The sequence below is a fragment of the Pseudomonas sp. JL3 genome, from assembly GCF_031570575.1.
Taxonomy (GTDB): Bacteria; Pseudomonadota; Gammaproteobacteria; order Pseudomonadales; family Pseudomonadaceae; genus Aquipseudomonas; species Aquipseudomonas cucumis.
Genome location: NZ_JAKWJK010000003.1, coordinates 396139 through 415549 on the forward strand (window position 1 = coordinate 396139; position 19411 = coordinate 415549).

Genomic DNA, 19411 nt, shown 5'->3' on the forward strand with positions numbered 1-19411 from the left:
GATAGCCGAGTTCGGAACCTTGGACTTCTCCATAGAGTCCAGTAATTAGCCTTAAGCATCAAACAGGACTAGGTTTAAGCCTCAGTTCGTTCCCTCAATCCGTAGCCGTGCGGATTTAAAGGAGTCATTTCAATGCCGTCCCTAGATAGCCTGAAAACCCTTAAAACCTTACAAGTCGACGACAAGACTTATCACTATTTCAGCCTGCCCGAAGCCGCCAAAAGCCTGGGTGATCTCGACAAGCTGCCGATGTCGTTGAAAGTGTTGCTGGAAAACCTGCTGCGCTGGGAAGACGAGAAAACCGTTACCGGCGCCGACCTCAAGGCGATTGCCGCCTGGCTCAAGGAGCGTCGCTCCGATCGCGAAATCCAATACCGCCCCGCGCGGGTATTGATGCAGGACTTTACCGGCGTCCCGGCCGTGGTCGACCTGGCCGCCATGCGCGCCGCCATGGCCAAGGCCGGTGGCGACCCGCAGCGCATCAATCCCCTGTCGCCGGTGGACCTGGTGATCGACCACTCGGTAATGGTCGACAAGTACGCCAGCTCAAGCGCCTTCGAACAGAACGTCGATATTGAAATGCAGCGCAACCACGAGCGTTATGCCTTCCTGCGCTGGGGCCAGAGCGCCTTCGCCAATTTCAGCGTGGTGCCACCGGGCACCGGCATCTGCCACCAGGTCAATCTTGAGTACTTGGGCCGCACGGTCTGGACCAAGGACGAGGACGGTCGCACGTATGCTTTCCCGGACACCTTGGTTGGCACCGACTCTCACACCACCATGATCAACGGCCTCGGCGTGCTCGGCTGGGGCGTGGGCGGGATCGAAGCGGAAGCGGCGATGCTCGGCCAACCGGTGTCGATGCTGATTCCCGAAGTGATCGGTTTCAAGCTCACCGGCAAGCTCAGGGAAGGCATCACCGCCACCGATCTGGTGCTGACGGTGACCCAGATGCTGCGCAAGAAAGGTGTGGTCGGCAAATTCGTCGAGTTCTACGGCGACGGCCTCGCCGACCTGCCGCTGGCTGACCGCGCGACCATCGCCAACATGGCCCCGGAATATGGCGCCACCTGCGGTTTCTTCCCGGTGGACGAGGTGACACTGGAGTACTTGCGCCTGTCCGGCCGTACACCGGAAACCGTGAAACTGGTGGAGGCCTACAGCAAGATCCAGGGGCTGTGGCGCCTGCCCGGCAAGGAGCCGGTGTTCACTGACAGCCTGGCCCTGGACATGGGCAGCGTCGAGGCCAGCCTCGCCGGACCGAAACGCCCACAGGACCGCGTCTCGTTGCCGAATGTCGCGCAAGCGTTCACTGACTTTCTCGGCCTGCAATTCAAACCCTCCAGCAAGGAAGAAAGTCGTCTGGAAAGTGAGGGTGGCGGTGGCGTCGCGGTGGGCAACGCCGATCTGGTCGGCGAAACGGACTACCATCACGAAGGCCGCACATATCGGCTGAAAAACGGCGCGGTGGTGATTGCCGCGATCACTTCCTGCACCAACACTTCCAACCCCAGCGTGATGATGGCGGCCGGGCTGGTGGCGAAAAAAGCCGTGGAGAAAGGCCTGAAGCGCAAACCGTGGGTCAAGAGCTCGCTGGCTCCCGGTTCGAAAGTGGTCACCGACTACTACAAGGCAGCGGGCCTGACCCACTACCTTGATGAACTCGGTTTTGCGCTAGTCGGTTATGGCTGCACCACCTGCATCGGTAACTCCGGGCCGTTGCCGGAGCCGATCGAAAAAGCCATTCAGCAAGCCGACCTGACCGTCGCCTCGGTGCTCTCGGGCAACCGCAACTTTGAAGGTCGCGTGCATCCGCTGGTGAAAACCAACTGGCTGGCCTCCCCGCCTCTGGTCGTCGCCTATGCATTGGCTGGCACGGTGCGCATCGACATCAGCAGCGAGTCATTGGGTAACGACAAGGACGGCCAGCCGGTTTATCTGCGAGACATTTGGCCGAGCACCAAAGAAATCGCCGACGCGGTGACTCAGGTGAACACCGCCATGTTCCACAAGGAGTACGCCGAAGTGTTTGCCGGCGACGAGCAATGGCAGGCGATCGAAGTGCCGCAGGCGGCGACTTATGTCTGGAACAACGATTCGACGTATATCCAGCATCCGCCCTTCTTCGATGACATCGGCGGCCCTGCGCCGGTGGTCAAGGACGTCGAAGGGGCGAAAGTCCTCGCGCTGCTCGGTGACTCGGTGACCACCGACCACATTTCCCCGGCCGGCAACATCAAGGCTGACAGCCCTGCCGGCCGTTACCTGCGCGAGCAAGGGGTGGAACCGCGGGACTTCAATTCCTACGGCTCCCGTCGCGGCAACCATCAAGTGATGATGCGCGGCACCTTCGCCAACATCCGGATCCGCAACGAGATGCTCGGCGGCGAAGAAGGCGGCAACACGATTTATATTCCGACCGGAGAAAAGCTGCCGATCTACGACGCGGCCATGCGTTACCAGGCATCGGGCACGCCGCTGGTGGTGATCGCCGGGCAAGAATACGGCACCGGCTCGAGCCGCGACTGGGCGGCCAAGGGCACCAATCTGCTGGGGGTCAAAGCGGTCATCGCCGAAAGCTTCGAGCGGATTCACCGTTCCAACCTGGTGGGCATGGGCGTATTGCCGTTGCAGTTCAAGCTGGATCAGAACCGCAAGAGCCTGAACCTCACCGGCAAGGAGACCCTTGATATTCTTGGCCTCACTGGCGTCGAACTGACTCCGCGGATGAACCTGACACTGGTCATCACCCGTGAAGACAGCAGCAAGGAAAAGATTGAGGTGTTGTGCCGGATCGATACCCTCAACGAGGTGGAATACTTCAAGGCCGGCGGGATTTTGCATTATGTGTTGAGGCAATTGATTGCCTCGTAACAGCCTGCTGACAACGACACCGCCTTCGGGCGGTGTTTTTGTTTGTGTCCTGGACCTAACAAAAATACCCTGCGCACCACCGATCCACTGTGGGATCGCCGCACCGCCGCTCCCACAAGGGACCGTGTCACACTGTAAAAATTACCGACACAAGGACTTCACATGCTTGCTCTGCCATGGACTTATCTGGCGCTCCTCTCCATGGGCTATGGCCTGGCGTTGATCTACGGCCAGCTCGGCTGGCTGGCCGCGATCTCTTTCGCGTTGCTGCTGTTCGCCGGTTTCGCCGTTCGCCAACAACAGATTCCCATCGGCCGCTACCTCGGCCACGGCTTGTTCATCTTCCTGGCGGTAGCGCTGGCGATGCACTGGCTTCCCGGTTTCTATAACGGTCGTGGCATCAATCCCCAGCGCTTCACCGACGATGCCGTGCCGTTTGCCATGTACCTGAATCAGGACAAACCGCTGATCGGGTTCTGGCTGTTGTTGGTTTGCCCCTGGATTGTCGGCCGGCGCTCATTGCGACTGTCTGTTTATGCCACCGCCCTCGCCCTGGCCATAAGCGCCGTACTGGCCTTGGGTGGCGCGCTGTTGCTGGGCGTGATCAGTTGGGCACCGAAGTGGCCGGATCAGGCCTGGTTGTGGGTGCTGAACAATCTGTTGCTGGTGACGTTGGTGGAAGAAGCGTTGTTTCGCGGCTACATCCAGGGTGGCCTGAGCCGACAGTTCAAACACCTGCCTTATGGCGAAAATCTCGCGTTGTTGCTCGCCTCCATGCTGTTCGGCCTCGTTCATCTGGGCGCTGGCTGGCAATGGATGTTGCTGGCGGGCCTGGCGGGGGTCGGTTATGGCCTGGCCTATCGTTTTGGCGGGTTGGGCGCGGCCATCGCCACCCACTTTGGTTTGAATCTGCTGCATTTCGGCTTGTTCACGTATCCGATGCTCGCGGGATGATGACGCAGCAGTCGTTTTGCGACGCGTTACTGATTTATTGAAAAAAAACTTCAATAAATGCCTGACGATGCCGATACCCCTTCAAAGCCTTGCGGATTGAAAAAGCCATGCGTAACAACCAGCCCATTACACAACGCGAACGGACCTTCCCGGCTCAGCAACGGTTGATTTCCACCACCGATGCCAAGGGCGTGATCACCTACTGCAACGACGCTTTCGTTGAAATCAGCGGGTTTACTCGTGAGGAACTGATCCGTGCACCGCATAACCTGGTCCGTCACCCCGACGTCCCGGCTGCAGTGTTCGCGCACATGTGGGGCACACTGAAACAAGGCTTGCCATGGATGGGCATTGTCAAGAATCGCTGCAAAACCGGTGACCACTACTGGGTTAACGCCTATGTCACACCGGTGTTCGACGCCAATCAGGTGATCGGTTACGAATCGGTGCGGGTCAAACCCACCGCCGAACAGATCCGCCGCGCCGAAGCGCTCTACCAACGCATCAACCAGGGCAAGTCTGCGGTTCCCTCTACAGACAAATGGCTGCCGGTGCTTCAGGACTGGCTGCCGTTCATTCTGGTCAGCCAGTTGAGCTTCATGATCGGCGCCACCCTGACGTCCCAATGGGGCTTCGCACTCGCGGCCGGCCTTTCGGTGCCGTTGGGCTTGATGGGTTTGAGCTGGCAACAGCGCGGTATCAAGCGTTTGCTGCGCCTGGCCGAACAGACCACGTCCGACCCGCTGATCGCGCAGATGTACACCGACAGCCGCGGCGCCCAGGCACGCCTGGAGATGTCGATCCTCAGTCAGGAAGCCCGTCTGAAAACCTGCCTGACCCGTCTGCAGGACACCGCCGAGCACCTGACCGAGCAAGCGAAACAGTCCGACACCTTGGCCCACAACAGCTCCACCGGCCTGGAACGTCAACGCGTCGAAACCGAGCAAGTGGCAACCGCTGTGAATCAGATGGCCGCCACCACTCAGGAAGTCGCCAGCCACGTGCAGCGCACTGCTGACGCCACTCAGGAAGCCAATCGCCTGACCGGTCGCGGTCGCGACATCGCCGGGGAAACCCGCGAAGCCATTCAGCGTCTGTCGGTGGTGGTCGGTGAAACCGGCCTGACGGTCACGCAACTGGCCAAGGACAGCGACGAAATCGGCGGCGTGGTCGACGTGATCAAAGGCATCGCTGACCAGACCAACCTGCTGGCCTTGAACGCCGCGATTGAAGCAGCGCGCGCCGGTGAGATGGGCCGTGGTTTTGCGGTGGTGGCCGACGAAGTGCGCCAACTGGCGCAACGCACCAGCGAATCCACCGGGCAGATTCACGCCCTGATCGCCAAGCTGCAGCAAACCGCCAGCACCGCGGTGCAAACCATGGAAGCCGGGCATCGCCAGGCCGAAGAGGGCGTGGCGCGGGTCTTGGAAGCGGATCAGGCGCTGGTGGGCATCAGCGAAGCGGTGGCCAACATCACCGACATGACCACCCAGATCGCTGCCGCCACGGAAGAGCAAAGCGCCGTCGCCGAAGAAATCAGCCGCAACATCAGCAACATCTCGCAACTGGCTGACCAGACCTCGGAACAGGCACAGCACTCGGCGTTGCTGAGTGAAGAACTGACGAAGACAGCGAATACCCAGTACTCGTTGGTGGAGCGGTTTAATCGCTGATTGTTGCGCCCCTCCTGATCTTTCCCACGCTCCGCGTGGGAAAGATCACTGACCTAGAAACGTAGCCACCCTGCCTGCCGCAGCCGCCAAATGCTGCTCATGGGTAAACCCCGAAGCCTTCAACGGCTTCAAATCATGATCCCCTGCCGCCAGCCAGAACACCTCGATACTCGGCGCCATCGTGTAAGCCTCGACCGCCGCCCGATTACCCAACGCATCCCGCTCACCCTGCACGATCAACGTGCGAGTCTTCAGCGCCGCCAAATGTTCGACCCGTGGCTTCTCCGGTTTGCCCACCGCATAAAACGGATATCCCAGGCACACCAGCACATCCGCGCCCAATTCATCAGCCAACAAACTCGCCATCCGCCCGCCCATGGACTTGCCGCCAATGGCCAGGCGCCCAGCGACATGGCGTCGCACCACGGCATACACCTCACGCCAGCACTCCAGCAATCTGGGCGCCGGGTTCGGGGGACGTTTACCGCCATCGATACGCCGCTGCGCCATGTAGGGAAACTCGAAGCGCAGCACGTTGACCCCATGCGCAGCAAGACGCGCAGCCATGTCGTTCATCCAGCCGCTGTCCATCGGCGCACCGGCACCGTGGGCGAGAATCAGCGTGGCCGAGGCCGGCGCTGAGGCGGCATTCCACAACCATCCATGATCCCGCACACACTGCGCCCATTGATCCCCGTCAATACTGGCCTTGTGCTCTTTGTCCATGCTTGCCTCGCTTTTAGTCTGCCTATAACTCCAGGCGAAGGGAGCGTCTGCCTTGCGGCTTACTCGCAAAGACAGGCCCTCACTTCGGCTGAACCGTGGATGGGGAACCATGAACACTTCTATCAGTACCGCCTACAACTACAAGGTGGTCCGCCAATTCGCCATTATGACGGTGGTGTGGGGCATCGTCGGCATGGGGCTCGGGGTTTTTCTCGCCGCCCAATTGGTCTGGCCTGAACTCAACTTCAACCTGCCGTGGACCAGCTTCGGCCGTCTGCGCCCGCTGCATACTAACGCGGTGATCTTCGCTTTCGGCGGTTGCGCCCTGTTCGCCAGTTCGTTCTACTCGGTACAACGCACCTGCCAGACCCGCCTGTTTGCGCCAAAAATCGCCGCGTTCTGCTTCTGGGGCTGGCAGCTTGTGATTCTCTTGGCGGCCATCAGCCTGCCACTGGGTTACACCAGCTCCAAGGAATACGCCGAACTGGAATGGCCGATCGACATCCTGATCACCATCGTCTGGGTGGCCTATGCCGTCGTGTTCTTCGGCACAATCATGCAGCGCAAGACCAAACACATCTATGTCGGTAACTGGTTCTTCGGTGGATTCATCATCACCGTGGCGATCCTGCACATCGTCAACAACCTTGAGCTGCCGGTGAGTTTCACCAAGTCCTACTCGGTGTACGCCGGTGCGACCGATGCCATGGTGCAGTGGTGGTATGGACACAACGCCGTAGGCTTTTTCCTCACCGCCGGTTTCCTCGGGATGATGTACTACTTCGTGCCGAAACAGGCCGAGCGTCCGGTGTATTCCTATCGCTTGTCGATCGTGCACTTCTGGGCGCTGATCACCCTGTACATCTGGGCCGGTCCTCACCACTTGCACTACACCGCGCTGCCGGACTGGGCACAGTCGTTGGGCATGGTGATGTCACTGATCCTGCTGGCGCCAAGCTGGGGCGGGATGATCAACGGCATGATGACGCTCTCGGGCGCCTGGCATAAGTTGCGCAGCGACCCGATCCTGCGCTTCCTCGTGGTGTCGCTGGCGTTCTACGGCATGTCGACCTTCGAAGGGCCGATGATGGCGATCAAGACGGTCAACGCCCTCTCTCACTACACCGACTGGACCATTGGCCACGTTCACGCCGGCGCGCTCGGCTGGGTGGCGATGATTTCCATCGGGGCGCTGTACCACATGATTCCGAAAATCTTCGGCCGCACGCAGATGCACAGCATCGGCCTGATCAACGCGCACTTCTGGCTCGCGACCATCGGCACCGTGCTGTACATCGCGTCCATGTGGGTCAACGGCATCGCCCAGGGCCTGATGTGGCGCGCAGTCAACGAGGACGGCACGCTGACCTATTCCTTCGTCGAAACCCTGGTGGCCAGCCATCCTGGCTTCGTCGTGCGACTGGTGGGCGGTGCGATCTTCCTCAGTGGCATGTTCCTGATGGCTTACAACACTTGGCGCACCGTGCGGGCCTCGCAGCCTGCCGAAGCCGCCGCTGCCGCGCAGATAGCCTGAGGAGTCCGCCATGAAACACGAAACAATCGAAAAAAACGTCGGCCTGCTGATGTTGCTGATGGTGTTCGCCGTGAGCATCGGCGGCCTGACCCAGATCGTCCCGCTGTTTTTTCAGGACGTGACCAATAAACCGGTAGAAGGCATGAAGCCCTACACCGCACTGCAACTGGAAGGTCGCGACATCTACATCCGCGAAGGCTGCGTCGGTTGCCACTCGCAGATGATCCGCCCGTTCCGCGCAGAGACCGAGCGCTATGGCCACTACTCGGTGGCTGGGGAAAGCGTTTGGGACCACCCGTTCCTTTGGGGCTCCAAGCGTACCGGTCCGGATCTGGCCCGGGTCGGCGCGCGTTACTCGGATGACTGGCACCGCGCGCACTTGTACAACCCGCGCAACGTGGTGCCGGAGTCGAAGATGCCGGCCTACCCGTGGCTGGTCACACAAGCGGTCGACAACAGCCACACCGAAACCAAACTCAAGACCATGCGCGCCCTCGGCGTGCCGTACACCGACGACGACATCGCCGGTAGCGTCGCCTCGCTCCAGGGCAAAACCGAAATGGACGCGCTGGTCGCCTACCTGCAAGTGCTCGGCACTGCCATCAAGAGCAAGAGGTGAGCCATGTCCATGCCCTTTGAAATACTAAGCGAAATGAGCAGTGGAATGATCCGCGGACTGGGCACGGTCGTGGTATTCGTGGCCTTCGTCGGCCTGACGCTGTGGGTGTTCAACAGCAAGCGTAATCCGGAATTCGCCGAAGCGCGCTTGCTGCCGTTCGCCGATGAGCCGCCATCCGAAAACAGCACCCAACAAGAATCCGCCGCAAGGAGTACCCGGCCATGACCACCTTCTGGAGTACGTGGATCTGCGTACTGACCATCGGCAGCCTGATCGGCCTGACCTGGCTGCTGATCGGTACGCGCCGAGGGGAAACCAAGGGCAGCACCGACCAGACCATGGGCCACAGCTTCGACGGCATCGAGGAGTACGACAACCCGCTGCCGCAGTGGTGGTTCATGCTGTTCGCCGCCACCTTGGTGTTTGCCGTCGGTTATCTGGTGCTTTACCCGGGCCTGGGCAACTGGAAAGGCCTATTGCCCGGCTATGAGGACGGCTGGACCGGCGTCCATGAATGGGAAAAGGAGATGAACAAGGCTGACGCGAAGTTCGGACCGATCTTCGCCAAATTTGCTGCCATGCCCATCGAAGAAGTGGCCAAGGACCCGCTAGCGCTGAAAATGGGCGGTCGTCTGTTTGCGTCCAATTGCTCGGTGTGTCACGGCTCGGATGCCAAGGGCGCGTTCGGCTTCCCTAACCTGGCCGACAGCAACTGGCGTTGGGGCGGCGATGCCGACATGATCAAAACAACCATCATGGGTGGTCGCATGGCCGCGATGCCGGCCTGGGGTGAAATCCTCGGCGACGCCGGCGTGAAGAACGTCGCCGCCTATGTGCGTCATGAATTGGCCGGCCTGCCCTTGCCCGCCGACAGCACAGCCGATCTGCACGCCGGACAGCAAGCGTTCAGCGCCATGTGCGTAGCCTGTCATGGGGCAAACGGCCAGGGCACTGAAGCCATGGGGGCGCCGAATCTGACGCAACCAGCCGGATTTATCTACGGTACAAGCCTGGCGCAACTGCAACAAACCATCCGTCATGGCCGCCAGGGCCATATGCCGGCGCAGAACGAACTGCTCGGCAACGACAAGGTGCAATTGCTGGCCGCTTACGTGTACAGCCTGTCTCACGGGCTGAGCACCGAGCGTTTACAGGCTGAAGGCAAAGGCAAATAAATCTCGTCCGCTCTGCTGCCGCATTCACCCGGATGCGGCAGTTCCCTGTCCCTTTGCGACGCATTGTCGCACCCTCCCTTGGTCTTCCTTTCGGTTCACCGGATTCGGGTCTAAGCTTCCCAGCGATGCGGACTGGCCAGCGCCGGTTCCAGGTCGATTCAACCCGATGTGTTCGACGAATTTGCTCGATGACAGGCCGCAAAGGCTGGTAGACACCGGCTATCGTCCCCGTTGCCCTCTGTTACCCGATCGTCGTGTTTGAACATACCCCGTTACAACTGACCTGAACCCCTTGCCTCGTTCATTCGTCGCGACATTTTGCCCGGGGGCAATTTTGTCCTTACGCGGCGCATGGAAAGGCCGCAGAATCAGCTTTTGAAAGCATTGACCCACGTCATGGCGCGTTGCAATGACCCCCCGCTTTCTACATACTTGCGGCCGATTTTTACTCCTAATAAAACACCCAAACCGTGGAACCTTAGAATGAGCACAGCAATCAGTCCGACTGCTTATAACTATAAGGTAGTCCGCCAGTTCGCCATCATGACGGTGGTCTGGGGGATCCTTGGCATGGGGCTCGGTGTCTTCATCGCCTCGCAACTGGTCTGGCCGGAGTTGAACTTCGGTCTGGCATGGACGAGCTTTGGACGCCTGCGCCCGCTGCACACCAACCTGGTGATTTTCGCCTTCGGTGGTTGTGCTCTGTTTGCCACTTCCTATTACGTCGTGCAGCGAACCTGCCAAACGCGACTGATTTCCGACAGCCTCGCGGCCTTCACCTTCTGGGGTTGGCAAGCGGTGATCGTCGGCGCGATCGTGACCTTGCCGATGGGTTTCACCACCACCAAGGAATACGCGGAACTGGAATGGCCCCTGGCTATTCTGCTGGCCATCGTCTGGGTCACCTACGGTCTGGTGTTCTTCGGCACCATCACCAAGCGCAAGACCAAGCACATCTATGTGGGTAACTGGTTCTACGGTGCCTTCATCGTCGTGACCGCGATGCTGCACATCGTCAACCACGCCTCTCTGCCGGTCAGTTTCTTCAAGTCCTACTCGGCTTATTCGGGTGCGACTGACGCGATGATCCAGTGGTGGTACGGCCACAACGCGGTCGGTTTCTTCCTGACCACCGGCTTCCTGGGGATGATGTACTACTTCGTTCCGAAGCAGGCCGAGCGTCCGATCTACTCCTATCGTCTGTCGATCGTGCACTTCTGGGCGCTGATCACCCTGTACATCTGGGCCGGTCCGCACCACCTGCACTACACCGCACTGCCGGACTGGGCTCAGTCCCTGGGCATGGCGATGTCGATCATCCTGCTGGCGCCAAGCTGGGGCGGCATGATCAACGGGATGATGACCCTGTCGGGCGCCTGGCATAAGCTGCGCACCGACCCGATCCTGCGCTTCCTCGTGGTATCGCTGGCGTTCTACGGCATGTCGACCTTCGAAGGCCCGATGATGGCCATCAAGACCGTCAACTCGCTGTCGCACTACACCGACTGGACCATCGGCCACGTACACGCCGGCGCTCTTGGCTGGGTAGCGATGATTTCGATCGGCGCCATCTACCACATGATCCCGAAACTGTTCGGTCGTACGCAGATGCACAGCATCGGCCTGATCAACACGCACTTCTGGCTCGCGACCATCGGTACCGTTCTGTACATCGCATCGATGTGGGTCAACGGCATCACCCAGGGCCTGATGTGGCGTGCAATCAACGACGACGGCACCCTCACCTACTCGTTCGTCGAAGCGCTGCAAGCCAGCCATCCTGGTTTCATCGTTCGCGCCCTGGGCGGTGCGTTCTTCGCCAGCGGCATGCTGTTCATGGCCTACAACGTATGGCGTACCGTACGTGCCTCGAACCCGGCTGAAGCCAAAGCTGCTGAACAGATTGCTGTAGTTGGAGCTCACTGATGAAGCATGAAGCAGTCGAGAAGAATATTGGCCTGCTGGCCTTCTTCATGGTTATCGCCGTCAGCGTCGGCGGCCTGACTCAAATCGTTCCGCTGTTTTTCCAGGACGTCACCAACAAGCCGGTCGAGGGCATGAAGCCGCGTACCGCCCTTGAACTGGAAGGCCGTGACGTATACATCGCCAACGGTTGTGTCGGCTGCCACTCGCAGATGATCCGCCCGTTCCGTGCTGAAACCGAACGTTACGGCCACTACTCGGTCGCCGGTGAAAGCGTTTGGGACCACCCGTTCCTGTGGGGTTCCAAGCGTACCGGTCCGGACCTGGCCCGTGTCGGCGGTCGTTACTCCGATGACTGGCAGCGTGCGCACTTGTACAACCCGCGCAACGTAGTGCCTGAGTCGAAAATGCCGGCGTACCCGTTCCTCGTGGAAAACAAGCTCGACGGCAAAGACACCGCCAAGAAAATGGAAGTCTTGCGCACGCTCGGCGTCCCTTACACCGACGAAGACATCGCCGGTGCCAAGGATGCTGTGAAGGGCAAAACCGAAATGGACGCGCTGGTGGCCTATCTGCAAGGCCTGGGCACCATCATCAAAAGCAAACGGTGATTTAGATGGATATCGGGATGATTCGTGGCCTGGGCACCGTTGTTGTGATGGTGGCCTTCATCGGTCTGGCGCTGTGGGTGTTCAGCCCCAAGCGCAAGTCGGAGTTTGAAGACGCGACCTTGCTGCCTTTCGCGGATGATCCCGAAGCCATCAAGCACGTCGAGCAAGCTTCTAGGAGTAACAAAGAATGACTACGTTCTGGAGTCTGTACGTCACAGTCCTCAGTCTCGGCACCATCTTCGCCCTGACCTGGCTGCTGCTGTCCACCCGCAAGGGCCAGCGCAGCGAATCCACCGATGAAACGGTCGGCCACTCCTTCGACGGGATCGAGGAGTATGACAACCCGCTGCCGAAATGGTGGTTCATGCTGTTCGTGGGCACCATCATCTTCGCCCTCGGCTATCTGGTGCTGTACCCGGGCCTGGGTAACTGGAAAGGCCTGCTGCCGGGTTACAACTACCTCGATAACGAGAAGCAGACCGCGTTCGCCAACGGCCAGACTGGCTGGACCGGCGTTCACGAGTGGGAAAAGGAAATGCTCAGGTCGGATGCCAAGTTCGGCCCGATCTTCGCCAAGTTCGCTTCCATGCCGATCGAAGAAGTCGCCAAAGACCCGCAAGCCCTGAAGATGGGTGGCCGCCTGTTCGCCTCCAACTGCTCGGTCTGCCACGGTTCCGACGCCAAAGGCGCCTATGGCTTCCCTAACCTGACCGACGCCGACTGGCGCTGGGGTGGCGAGGCAGAAACCATCAAGACCACCATCATGGGCGGTCGTCACGCCGTGATGCCGGCCTGGGCTGAAGTGATCGGCGAGCAGGGCGTTGCTGACGTTGCCGCGTTCGTGGTGACTAACCTGGATGGCCGCAAGCTGCCGGAAGGCACCAAGGCTGACCCGGTTGCCGGCCAGAAACTGTTCGCCGCCAACTGCGTGGCGTGCCATGGCCCGCAAGGTAAAGGCACCCCAGCGATGGGCGCCCCTGACCTGACCCACCCTGCCGGGTTCATCTACGGTTCGAGCTTCGCTCAACTGCAGCAGACCATCCGTTACGGCCGTCAGGGCCAGATGCCTGCGCAGGAACAGCTGCAAGGCAACGACAAGGTTCACCTGCTGGCTGCTTACGTTTACAGCCTGTCTCACGGTGAGAAAGCGCCCGTGGCGGACGCCCAGTAAGGCAAACGCTTGATGCAACACAAAAGGCCCCGCCAGTGATTTGGCGGGGCCTTTTTCATGGACGATTAGCGAAAATTGATTTCACAGGAGTCGTATCGATCAGCCTCCGGTTTTGCCATTGATTGTTCTCCACCAGATAGACCTGCAACTGCTTGCGATCCTCGGTAAAACTGGCAATCAGGTAGGTCTGCTGAGAAGTGGCGCCGCTGAGGTACATTGGCACGTCACTATCTTTAAAGGCAGCGCCGCCTCTTTGATGGTAATGACCGGCAAAAATGGCAGTGACCTCATACTTCCTGATCATTTGGTAGAAGCGCCTCGCTTGCTCAATGTTACCCATCATTTCCTCGGGTTTGTGCATGTTGATAATGATGGCGTAACCCTGAGTCCGAGCGAGCCTCAAATCGGTTTCAAGCCAATCCAGCGTACTGGTGATGTCGAACGTCGTCGGGTTTAGCGCATGAGAAATTCTGGTCGTATAGGTCGGCTCATTATTGAGTTGCACCATATGGACTTCACCTATGTTTACGGAATAGGCGAGACTGCCCGAATACAGCTTATTAAAAAATCCGCCAGTAATGTTCAAATCAAAACTGTCGACCTTTCCAATGTGATGCTCTTTAAATTCCACGATACTACCGGCCGCACAATTATTGCTAAAGCAATCGTCCACATTATTCTCATAATCGTGATTGCCCAGGCCATATAAATAATCGCTCCCGAAGTATTTTTTCAATGTTGAATTCATATAGGAACGTTGCCAGCCGTGACCGAAAGCGGTGACGTCACCGTTGATCATCAGCGGCACCTGCGATTGCGGATGATTTTTGCGGAAGTCGGCAATACTCGCAAACTGGGTTTCCACCAGCCATTTGGAGCGCGCCTTGAAATCCGCATCTGATTCAGGCTCTCTGCGGTCGAGTTTGTCCGTCCAGGGGTATTGTGTATCCGACACGAAGACCATATGACGCGGAGTGCCCTCGGTTGAATTGGCCAAAGGTACTGCGGACAGCAGACACAAGCCCAGCATGAATCGTTTAACTTTCTTAGTAATCATAGAATTCCATTTCCAATAACATTAAATACAAGCGCGTACTTGAAGGCCGCGCCCGACCAACTTATTCGAAACGAGTAAAAACCTCAAACAACTAACTAAAACCAATTAAATAAATATATTTCCTCCGCGCACGATTAAAGCCGACAAACAACTTACCCCCGACTTCAACTTTGCCTGCTTTGAGTTTTGATTGTTTCCGACTGCAGTGCGCCAAACTATGAAGCCGCTGCCATGGCCTGCACTATCGTGATCGGCATGCCGGCTGAGGCCTGCCCGCCGCCTCCGCCTCTTCGGCCACGCAACGCCTATGAATTGCAGCACCTCTGATTCTGCACCGTGAAAAACCGTCCATAATCCACAAGTCAATTGATTCAAGTCACTACACCATCAATTGATTTTGCCCAACGCGACCAAAGGTCGCACCCTTGTACCAGAGCTACAGGCGTATCATTGCGCCACTGCAACACCTCTTTTTGACCGCGGTCGGCACGTACTGACCGGGGCATTTTTCCACTGCCGTGGGATGCAATGATGAGCAATCAGATTCCGGTACACGACGTCACTCCACCTGCCAAGAACGAGAACAACAGCGTCGACCTCTACGCCTCTCGAGAAAAAATCTACACCCGCGCCTTCACCGGCCTGTTCCGCAATCTGCGGATGATCGGCGGTGCCGGGCTGTTTCTACTGTATTTCGGCACGGTGTGGCTGAACTGGGGCGGCCATCAAGCCGTCTGGTGGAACCTGCCGGAACGTAAATTCTTTATTTTCGGCGCGACCTTCTGGCCTCAGGACTTCATCCTGCTCTCGGGAATCCTGATCGTCAGCGCTTTCGGCCTGTTCTTCATCACCGTGTATGCCGGTCGGGTCTGGTGCGGCTACACCTGCCCACAGAGCGTCTGGACCTGGATCTTCATGTGGTGCGAAAAAGTCACCGAAGGCGACCGCAACCAGCGCATCAAGCTCGACAAGGCGCCGATGAGCGCAAACAAATTCCTGCGCAAATTCAGCAAGCACACGATGTGGCTGCTGATCGGTTTCGTGACCGGCATGACCTTCGTCGGTTACTTCTCGCCGATTCGCGAACTGGTGATCGATTTCTTCACCGGCCAGGCCGATGGCTGGTCGTATTTCTGGGTCGGCTTCTTCACCCTCGCCACTTACGGCAACGCTGGCTGGTTGCGTGAGCAAGTGTGCATTTACATGTGCCCGTACGCCCGCTTCCAGAGCGTAATGTTCGACAAGGACACGCTGATCGTCTCCTATGATCCGCGCCGTGGCGAAAGCCGTGGCCCGCGCAAGAAAGGTATCGACTACAAGGCCCAGGGCCTGGGCGATTGCATCGACTGCACCATGTGCGTCCAGGTCTGCCCCACCGGTATCGACATCCGCGATGGCCTGCAAATCGAATGCATCGGCTGCGCGGCGTGCATCGACGCCTGCGACAGCATCATGGACAAGATGGATTACCCCCGCGGCCTGATCAGCTACACCACCGAGCACAACCTGTCGGGGCAAAAAACCCATAAACTGCGCCCACGCCTGATCGGTTATGCCTTGGTGTTGCTGACAATGATCGCGTTGCTGATGACTGCGTTCTTCATGCGTTCGCTGGTCGGCTTCGATGTCAGTAAAGACCGCGTGTTGTACCGCGAGAACGCCGAAGGCCGGATCGAAAACGTCTACAGCCTGAAGATCATGAACAAGGATCAGCGCGACCACACCTACGTGCTCGAAGCCACCGGCCTGCCGGATCTCAAGCTGCAAGGCAAGCGCGAGATCAAAGTCGCTGCAGGGGAGATCTTCAGCCAGCCGGTCGAACTGTCCAGCGCACCGGAACAACTGCCGTCGAGCACCAACGAGGTGACATTCATCCTCAAGGATGCCGATGACGCCAACGTCCACGTTGAAGCCAAGAGCCGATTCATCGGCCCACAAATTCGTTGAGAGAAGTGAACATGTCCGCAGCAACTGCCGCAAGTCCCTGGTACAAGCACCTTTGGCCGTGGATCATCATCGCCATCCTGGCCTGCTCGGTGACCTTGACCCTGTCGATGGTGACCATCGCGGTGAACAACCCGGACAACCTGGTCAACGACAACTATTACGAGGCCGGCAAGGGCATCAACCGTTCGCTGGACCGCGAACTGCTGGCCCAGAGCCTGCAACTGCGTGCCAGCGTGCACCTCGATGACGTGACCGGTGAAGTCGACCTGCGCCTGAGCGGCAACAGCACGCCTGCAACCCTTGAACTGAATCTGATTTCGCCAACTCAACCGGAGAAGGATCGCAAGATCACCCTGGCCCGCAGCGAAACCGAACAGGGCCGCTACATTGGCCAGTTGAGCGACAAGATTGAAGGTCGTCGCTTTGTCGAATTGCTGGGCGTGCAGGATGACAAGACCTGGCGCATGTTCGAAGAAGAACAGGTCAGCCACGCCAAGGATCTGCTGCTCGGTGATGAACCGCTGCAGGGTGCGGAAGACCTGAAAAAATAAGCCTTACCCTGATCGTTTCCCACGCTCTGCGTGGGAACGCAGCCAGGGACGCTCCGCGTCCCAGCCGAAGCGGACGCGGAGCGTCCGGGAAGGCATTCCCACACAGAGCGTGGGAATGATTATCGGAACACGCCCATGACCAGTCCAACCCCCTGCTACCACTGCGCACTGCCCGTCCCCGCCGGCAGCCGCTTTACGGCCGCCGTCCTCGGGGATACCCGCGAGTTCTGCTGCCCGGGTTGCCAGGCGGTGGCCGAGGCCATTGTGGCCGGAGGGCTGGAAAGTTATTACCAGCATCGCAGCGAAGCCTCGGCCAACCCCGAAGCCTTGCCGGTGCAGTTGGTGGATGAGCTGGCGCTGTATGATCGCGCCGACGTGCAGCAGCCCTTTGTCCGCCACGAAGGCGAACTCGCCGAAACCACGCTGCTGATGGAAGGCATCAGTTGCGCCGCCTGCGGCTGGTTGATCGAGAAACACCTGCGTGCCTTGCCCGCGGTGGCCGAAGCACGCCTGAACCTGTCCAACCATCGCCTGCATGTGCGCTGGGCCGATGCACAATTGCCGCTGAGCCAAGTGCTCAGCGAATTACGCCACATCGGTTACGCCGCCCATCCTTATCAGGCCGACCGCGCCAGCGAACAACTGGCCAGCGAAAACCGTCTGGCGCTGCGTCAACTCGGCGTTGCCGGGCTGCTGTGGTTCCAGGCGATGATGGCAACGATGGCTACCTGGCCGGAATTCAACATCGACCTCAGCCCCGAGCTGCACACCATCCTGCGCTGGGTCGCGCTGTTTCTCACCACCCCGATCGTGTTTTACAGCTGCGCGCCGTTCTTCAAGGGCGCGATGCGCGATCTGCGCACACGTCACCTGACCATGGACGTCTCGGTGTCGCTGGCGATCGGCAGTGCCTATATCGCCGGGATCTGGACCTCGATCACCGGGGTTGGAGAGCTTTATTTCGATGCGGTGGGGATGTTTGCACTGTTCCTGCTGGCCGGGCGTTATCTGGAGCGTCGTGCCCGGGAACGCACCGCCGCCGCGACCGCACAGTTGGTCAATCTGTTGCCCGCCTCCTGCCTGCGGCTGAGCGCTGACGGTCAGAGCGAGCGGATTCTGCTCAGCGAGTTGCGCGTGGGTGATCAGGTGCTGGTGCACCCCGGAGCGATCCTGCCGGCCGACGGCAAGATCCTCGACGGTCAGTCGAGCATCGACGAATCCCTGCTCACCGGCGAATACCTGCCCCAACCACGAACCCCGGGCGATACCGTCACCGCCGGCACCTTGAACGTCGAGGGTGCGTTGACCGTGAAAGTCCTGGCGTTGGGTCAGGACACGCGCCTGTCGGCCATCGTCCGCCTGCTGGATCGCGCCCAGGCCGAAAAGCCTCGGCTGGCGGAAATCGCCGACCGCGCCGCGCAGTGGTTTTTACTGCTGACGCTTATCGCAGTGGCTGCCATCGGCCTGCTCTGGTGGGAGCTGGATTCATCGCGAGCGTTCTGGATTGTCTTGGCGATGCTGGTTGCCACCTGCCCGTGCGCCTTGTCCCTGGCCACGCCGACCGCCCTTACCGCCGCCACCGGCACGTTGCACAAACTGGGGCTTTTGCTGACGCGCGGCCATGTGCTGGAAGGCCTGAACCAGATCGATACGGTGATTTTCGACAAGACTGGAACCCTCACTGAAGGTCGCCTGGCCTTGCGTTCGATCCGGCCGCTTGGGGCACTGACCAGCGATCAATGCCTAAGTCTCGCCGCCGCTTTGGAAAACCGCTCCGAGCACCCGATTGCCCGGGCTTTTGGTCGCGCGCCACTGGCCGCCGAGGAAGTTAACAGTACGCCAGGGCTGGGTCTGGAGGGGTTGGTCGGCGCACAACGCCTGCGCATTGGTCAGCCGGGGTTCGTCTGCGAACTCAGCGGCGCTCAAATGCCAGTAATGCCCGATGAGCCCGGCCAATGGCTACTGCTCGGCGACAGCCAAGGGCCGCTGGCGTGGTTCGTGCTCGACGACCGTTTGCGCGCCGACGCGCCCGCCCTGCTGGCAGCGTGCAAGGCTCGTGGCTGGCGCACGTTGCTGCTGTCCGGCGACAGCTCGCCCATGGTTGCCAGCGTCGCTGCCGAATTGGGCATCGACGAGGCCCGCGGCGGTTTGCGCCCGGATGATAAATTGCAGGTGCTGCAACAGCTGCACAACGAAGGCCGCAAGGTGTTGATGCTCGGTGACGGGGTCAATGACGTGCCGGTGCTGGCCGCCGCTGACATCAGCGTGGCGATGGGGTCGGCCACCGATCTGGCGAAAACCAGTGCCGATGCGGTGCTGCTGTCGAATCGTCTCGACGCGCTGGTGCAAGCCTTCAGCCTGGCCCGTCGCACCCGTCGGGTCATCATCGAGAACTTGCTGTGGGCGGCGCTGTACAATGGCCTCATGTTGCCGTTCGCTGCCCTCGGCTGGATCACTCCGGTATGGGCCGCGGTCGGCATGTCGATCAGTTCGTTGACCGTGGTGCTGAATGCCCTGCGCCTGACTCGCCTGCCGAGCGCGCCGGCTGTCGGCACCACGCCAGAAACCCGCCCGCTGCCGGCCTGAGCCGCGCGGG

Annotated in this window: 16 protein-coding genes; 14 read left to right on the forward strand and 2 right to left on the reverse strand. The window is 59.6% G+C overall.

Annotated elements, in window-relative coordinates; genetic code table 11:
* Positions 1–132: 132 nt before the first annotated feature.
* The 3 genes from acnA to MMG91_RS08220 all read left to right on the forward strand — a co-directional run bounded on the left by acnA (position 133) and on the right by MMG91_RS08220 (position 5501).
* Entirely contained in the window at positions 133–2874 is a 2742-nt protein-coding gene (gene acnA, locus MMG91_RS08210; RefSeq protein WP_310659300.1) for an aconitate hydratase AcnA, read from the forward strand.
* A gap of 162 nt (positions 2875–3036) precedes the next feature.
* A complete protein-coding gene (locus MMG91_RS08215; RefSeq protein ID WP_310659301.1) occupies positions 3037–3828 on the forward strand; it encodes a CPBP family intramembrane glutamic endopeptidase in 792 nt (263 codons plus the stop codon).
* A gap of 107 nt (positions 3829–3935) precedes the next feature.
* Positions 3936–5501 (forward strand): PAS domain-containing methyl-accepting chemotaxis protein, encoded by a 1566-nt coding sequence (locus MMG91_RS08220; RefSeq protein WP_310659302.1) that lies wholly within the window; start codon positions 3936–3938, stop codon positions 5499–5501.
* A 45-nt stretch (positions 5502–5546) separates the two neighbouring features.
* On the opposite strand, the gene MMG91_RS08225 is transcribed toward MMG91_RS08220, so the two are convergent.
* Positions 5547–6227 carry an alpha/beta family hydrolase gene (locus MMG91_RS08225; protein ID WP_310659303.1) on the reverse strand — a complete coding sequence of 227 codons (681 nt, stop codon included), beginning with the start codon at positions 6225–6227 and terminating at the stop codon, positions 5547–5549.
* Between the two features lie 109 nt (positions 6228–6336).
* Here MMG91_RS08225 and ccoN (MMG91_RS08230) point away from each other — a divergent pair, with 109 nt between their 5' ends.
* From ccoN (MMG91_RS08230) to ccoP (MMG91_RS08265), 8 genes are all read left to right on the forward strand, one after another.
* Positions 6337–7761 (forward strand): cytochrome-c oxidase, cbb3-type subunit I, encoded by a 1425-nt coding sequence (gene ccoN, locus MMG91_RS08230; protein WP_305448961.1) that lies wholly within the window; start codon positions 6337–6339, stop codon positions 7759–7761.
* Between the two features lie 10 nt (positions 7762–7771).
* On the forward strand, positions 7772–8380 hold the full coding sequence (gene ccoO / locus MMG91_RS08235; RefSeq protein WP_305505585.1) for a cytochrome-c oxidase, cbb3-type subunit II: 609 nt from the start codon (positions 7772–7774) through the stop codon (positions 8378–8380).
* Positions 8381–8401: 21 nt separating this feature from the next.
* Complete coding sequence (locus tag MMG91_RS08240) at positions 8402–8605, forward strand: CcoQ/FixQ family Cbb3-type cytochrome c oxidase assembly chaperone (protein ID WP_305449769.1); 204 nt, start codon at positions 8402–8404, stop codon at positions 8603–8605.
* Positions 8602–9555: a cytochrome-c oxidase, cbb3-type subunit III gene (gene ccoP / locus MMG91_RS08245; RefSeq protein ID WP_310659304.1), complete on the forward strand. Its 954-nt coding sequence runs from the start codon at positions 8602–8604 to the stop codon at positions 9553–9555. The genes MMG91_RS08240 and ccoP (MMG91_RS08245) overlap by 4 nt, the downstream gene beginning before the upstream one ends.
* Positions 9556–10038: 483 nt before the next feature.
* Entirely contained in the window at positions 10039–11481 is a 1443-nt protein-coding gene (gene ccoN / locus MMG91_RS08250) for a cytochrome-c oxidase, cbb3-type subunit I (protein WP_305505581.1), read from the forward strand.
* A complete protein-coding gene (ccoO, locus tag MMG91_RS08255; RefSeq protein ID WP_007905434.1) occupies positions 11481–12089 on the forward strand; it encodes a cytochrome-c oxidase, cbb3-type subunit II in 609 nt (202 codons plus the stop codon). Before ccoN (MMG91_RS08250) ends, ccoO (MMG91_RS08255) begins: the two co-directional genes overlap by 1 nt.
* 5 nt (positions 12090–12094) lie before the next feature.
* Positions 12095–12280 carry a CcoQ/FixQ family Cbb3-type cytochrome c oxidase assembly chaperone gene (locus tag MMG91_RS08260; RefSeq protein ID WP_003175465.1) on the forward strand — a complete coding sequence of 62 codons (186 nt, stop codon included), beginning with the start codon at positions 12095–12097 and terminating at the stop codon, positions 12278–12280.
* Positions 12277–13260, forward strand: coding sequence for a cytochrome-c oxidase, cbb3-type subunit III (gene ccoP / locus MMG91_RS08265; protein ID WP_305448958.1), 984 nt, complete (start codon positions 12277–12279; stop codon positions 13258–13260). Before MMG91_RS08260 ends, ccoP (MMG91_RS08265) begins: the two co-directional genes overlap by 4 nt.
* A gap of 55 nt (positions 13261–13315) precedes the next feature.
* Here ccoP (MMG91_RS08265) and MMG91_RS08270 read toward each other — a convergent pair whose 3' ends face one another.
* Positions 13316–14317 carry a metallophosphoesterase gene (locus MMG91_RS08270; RefSeq protein ID WP_310659305.1) on the reverse strand — a complete coding sequence of 334 codons (1002 nt, stop codon included), beginning with the start codon at positions 14315–14317 and terminating at the stop codon, positions 13316–13318.
* A gap of 531 nt (positions 14318–14848) precedes the next feature.
* Between MMG91_RS08270 and ccoG the strand changes: the two genes are divergently transcribed.
* The 3 genes from ccoG to MMG91_RS08285 all read left to right on the forward strand — a co-directional run bounded on the left by ccoG (position 14849) and on the right by MMG91_RS08285 (position 19401).
* Positions 14849–16264 carry a cytochrome c oxidase accessory protein CcoG gene (gene ccoG, locus MMG91_RS08275; RefSeq protein ID WP_305505575.1) on the forward strand — a complete coding sequence of 472 codons (1416 nt, stop codon included), beginning with the start codon at positions 14849–14851 and terminating at the stop codon, positions 16262–16264.
* 11 nt (positions 16265–16275) lie between these two features.
* On the forward strand, positions 16276–16815 hold the full coding sequence (locus tag MMG91_RS08280; protein ID WP_310659306.1) for a FixH family protein: 540 nt from the start codon (positions 16276–16278) through the stop codon (positions 16813–16815).
* Between the two features lie 135 nt (positions 16816–16950).
* The gene (locus MMG91_RS08285; protein WP_310659307.1) at positions 16951–19401 is read left to right on the forward strand and encodes a heavy metal translocating P-type ATPase; all 2451 of its coding nucleotides are present in this window, start codon (positions 16951–16953) and stop codon (positions 19399–19401) included.
* The last annotated feature ends 10 nt before the right edge of the window (positions 19402–19411 follow it).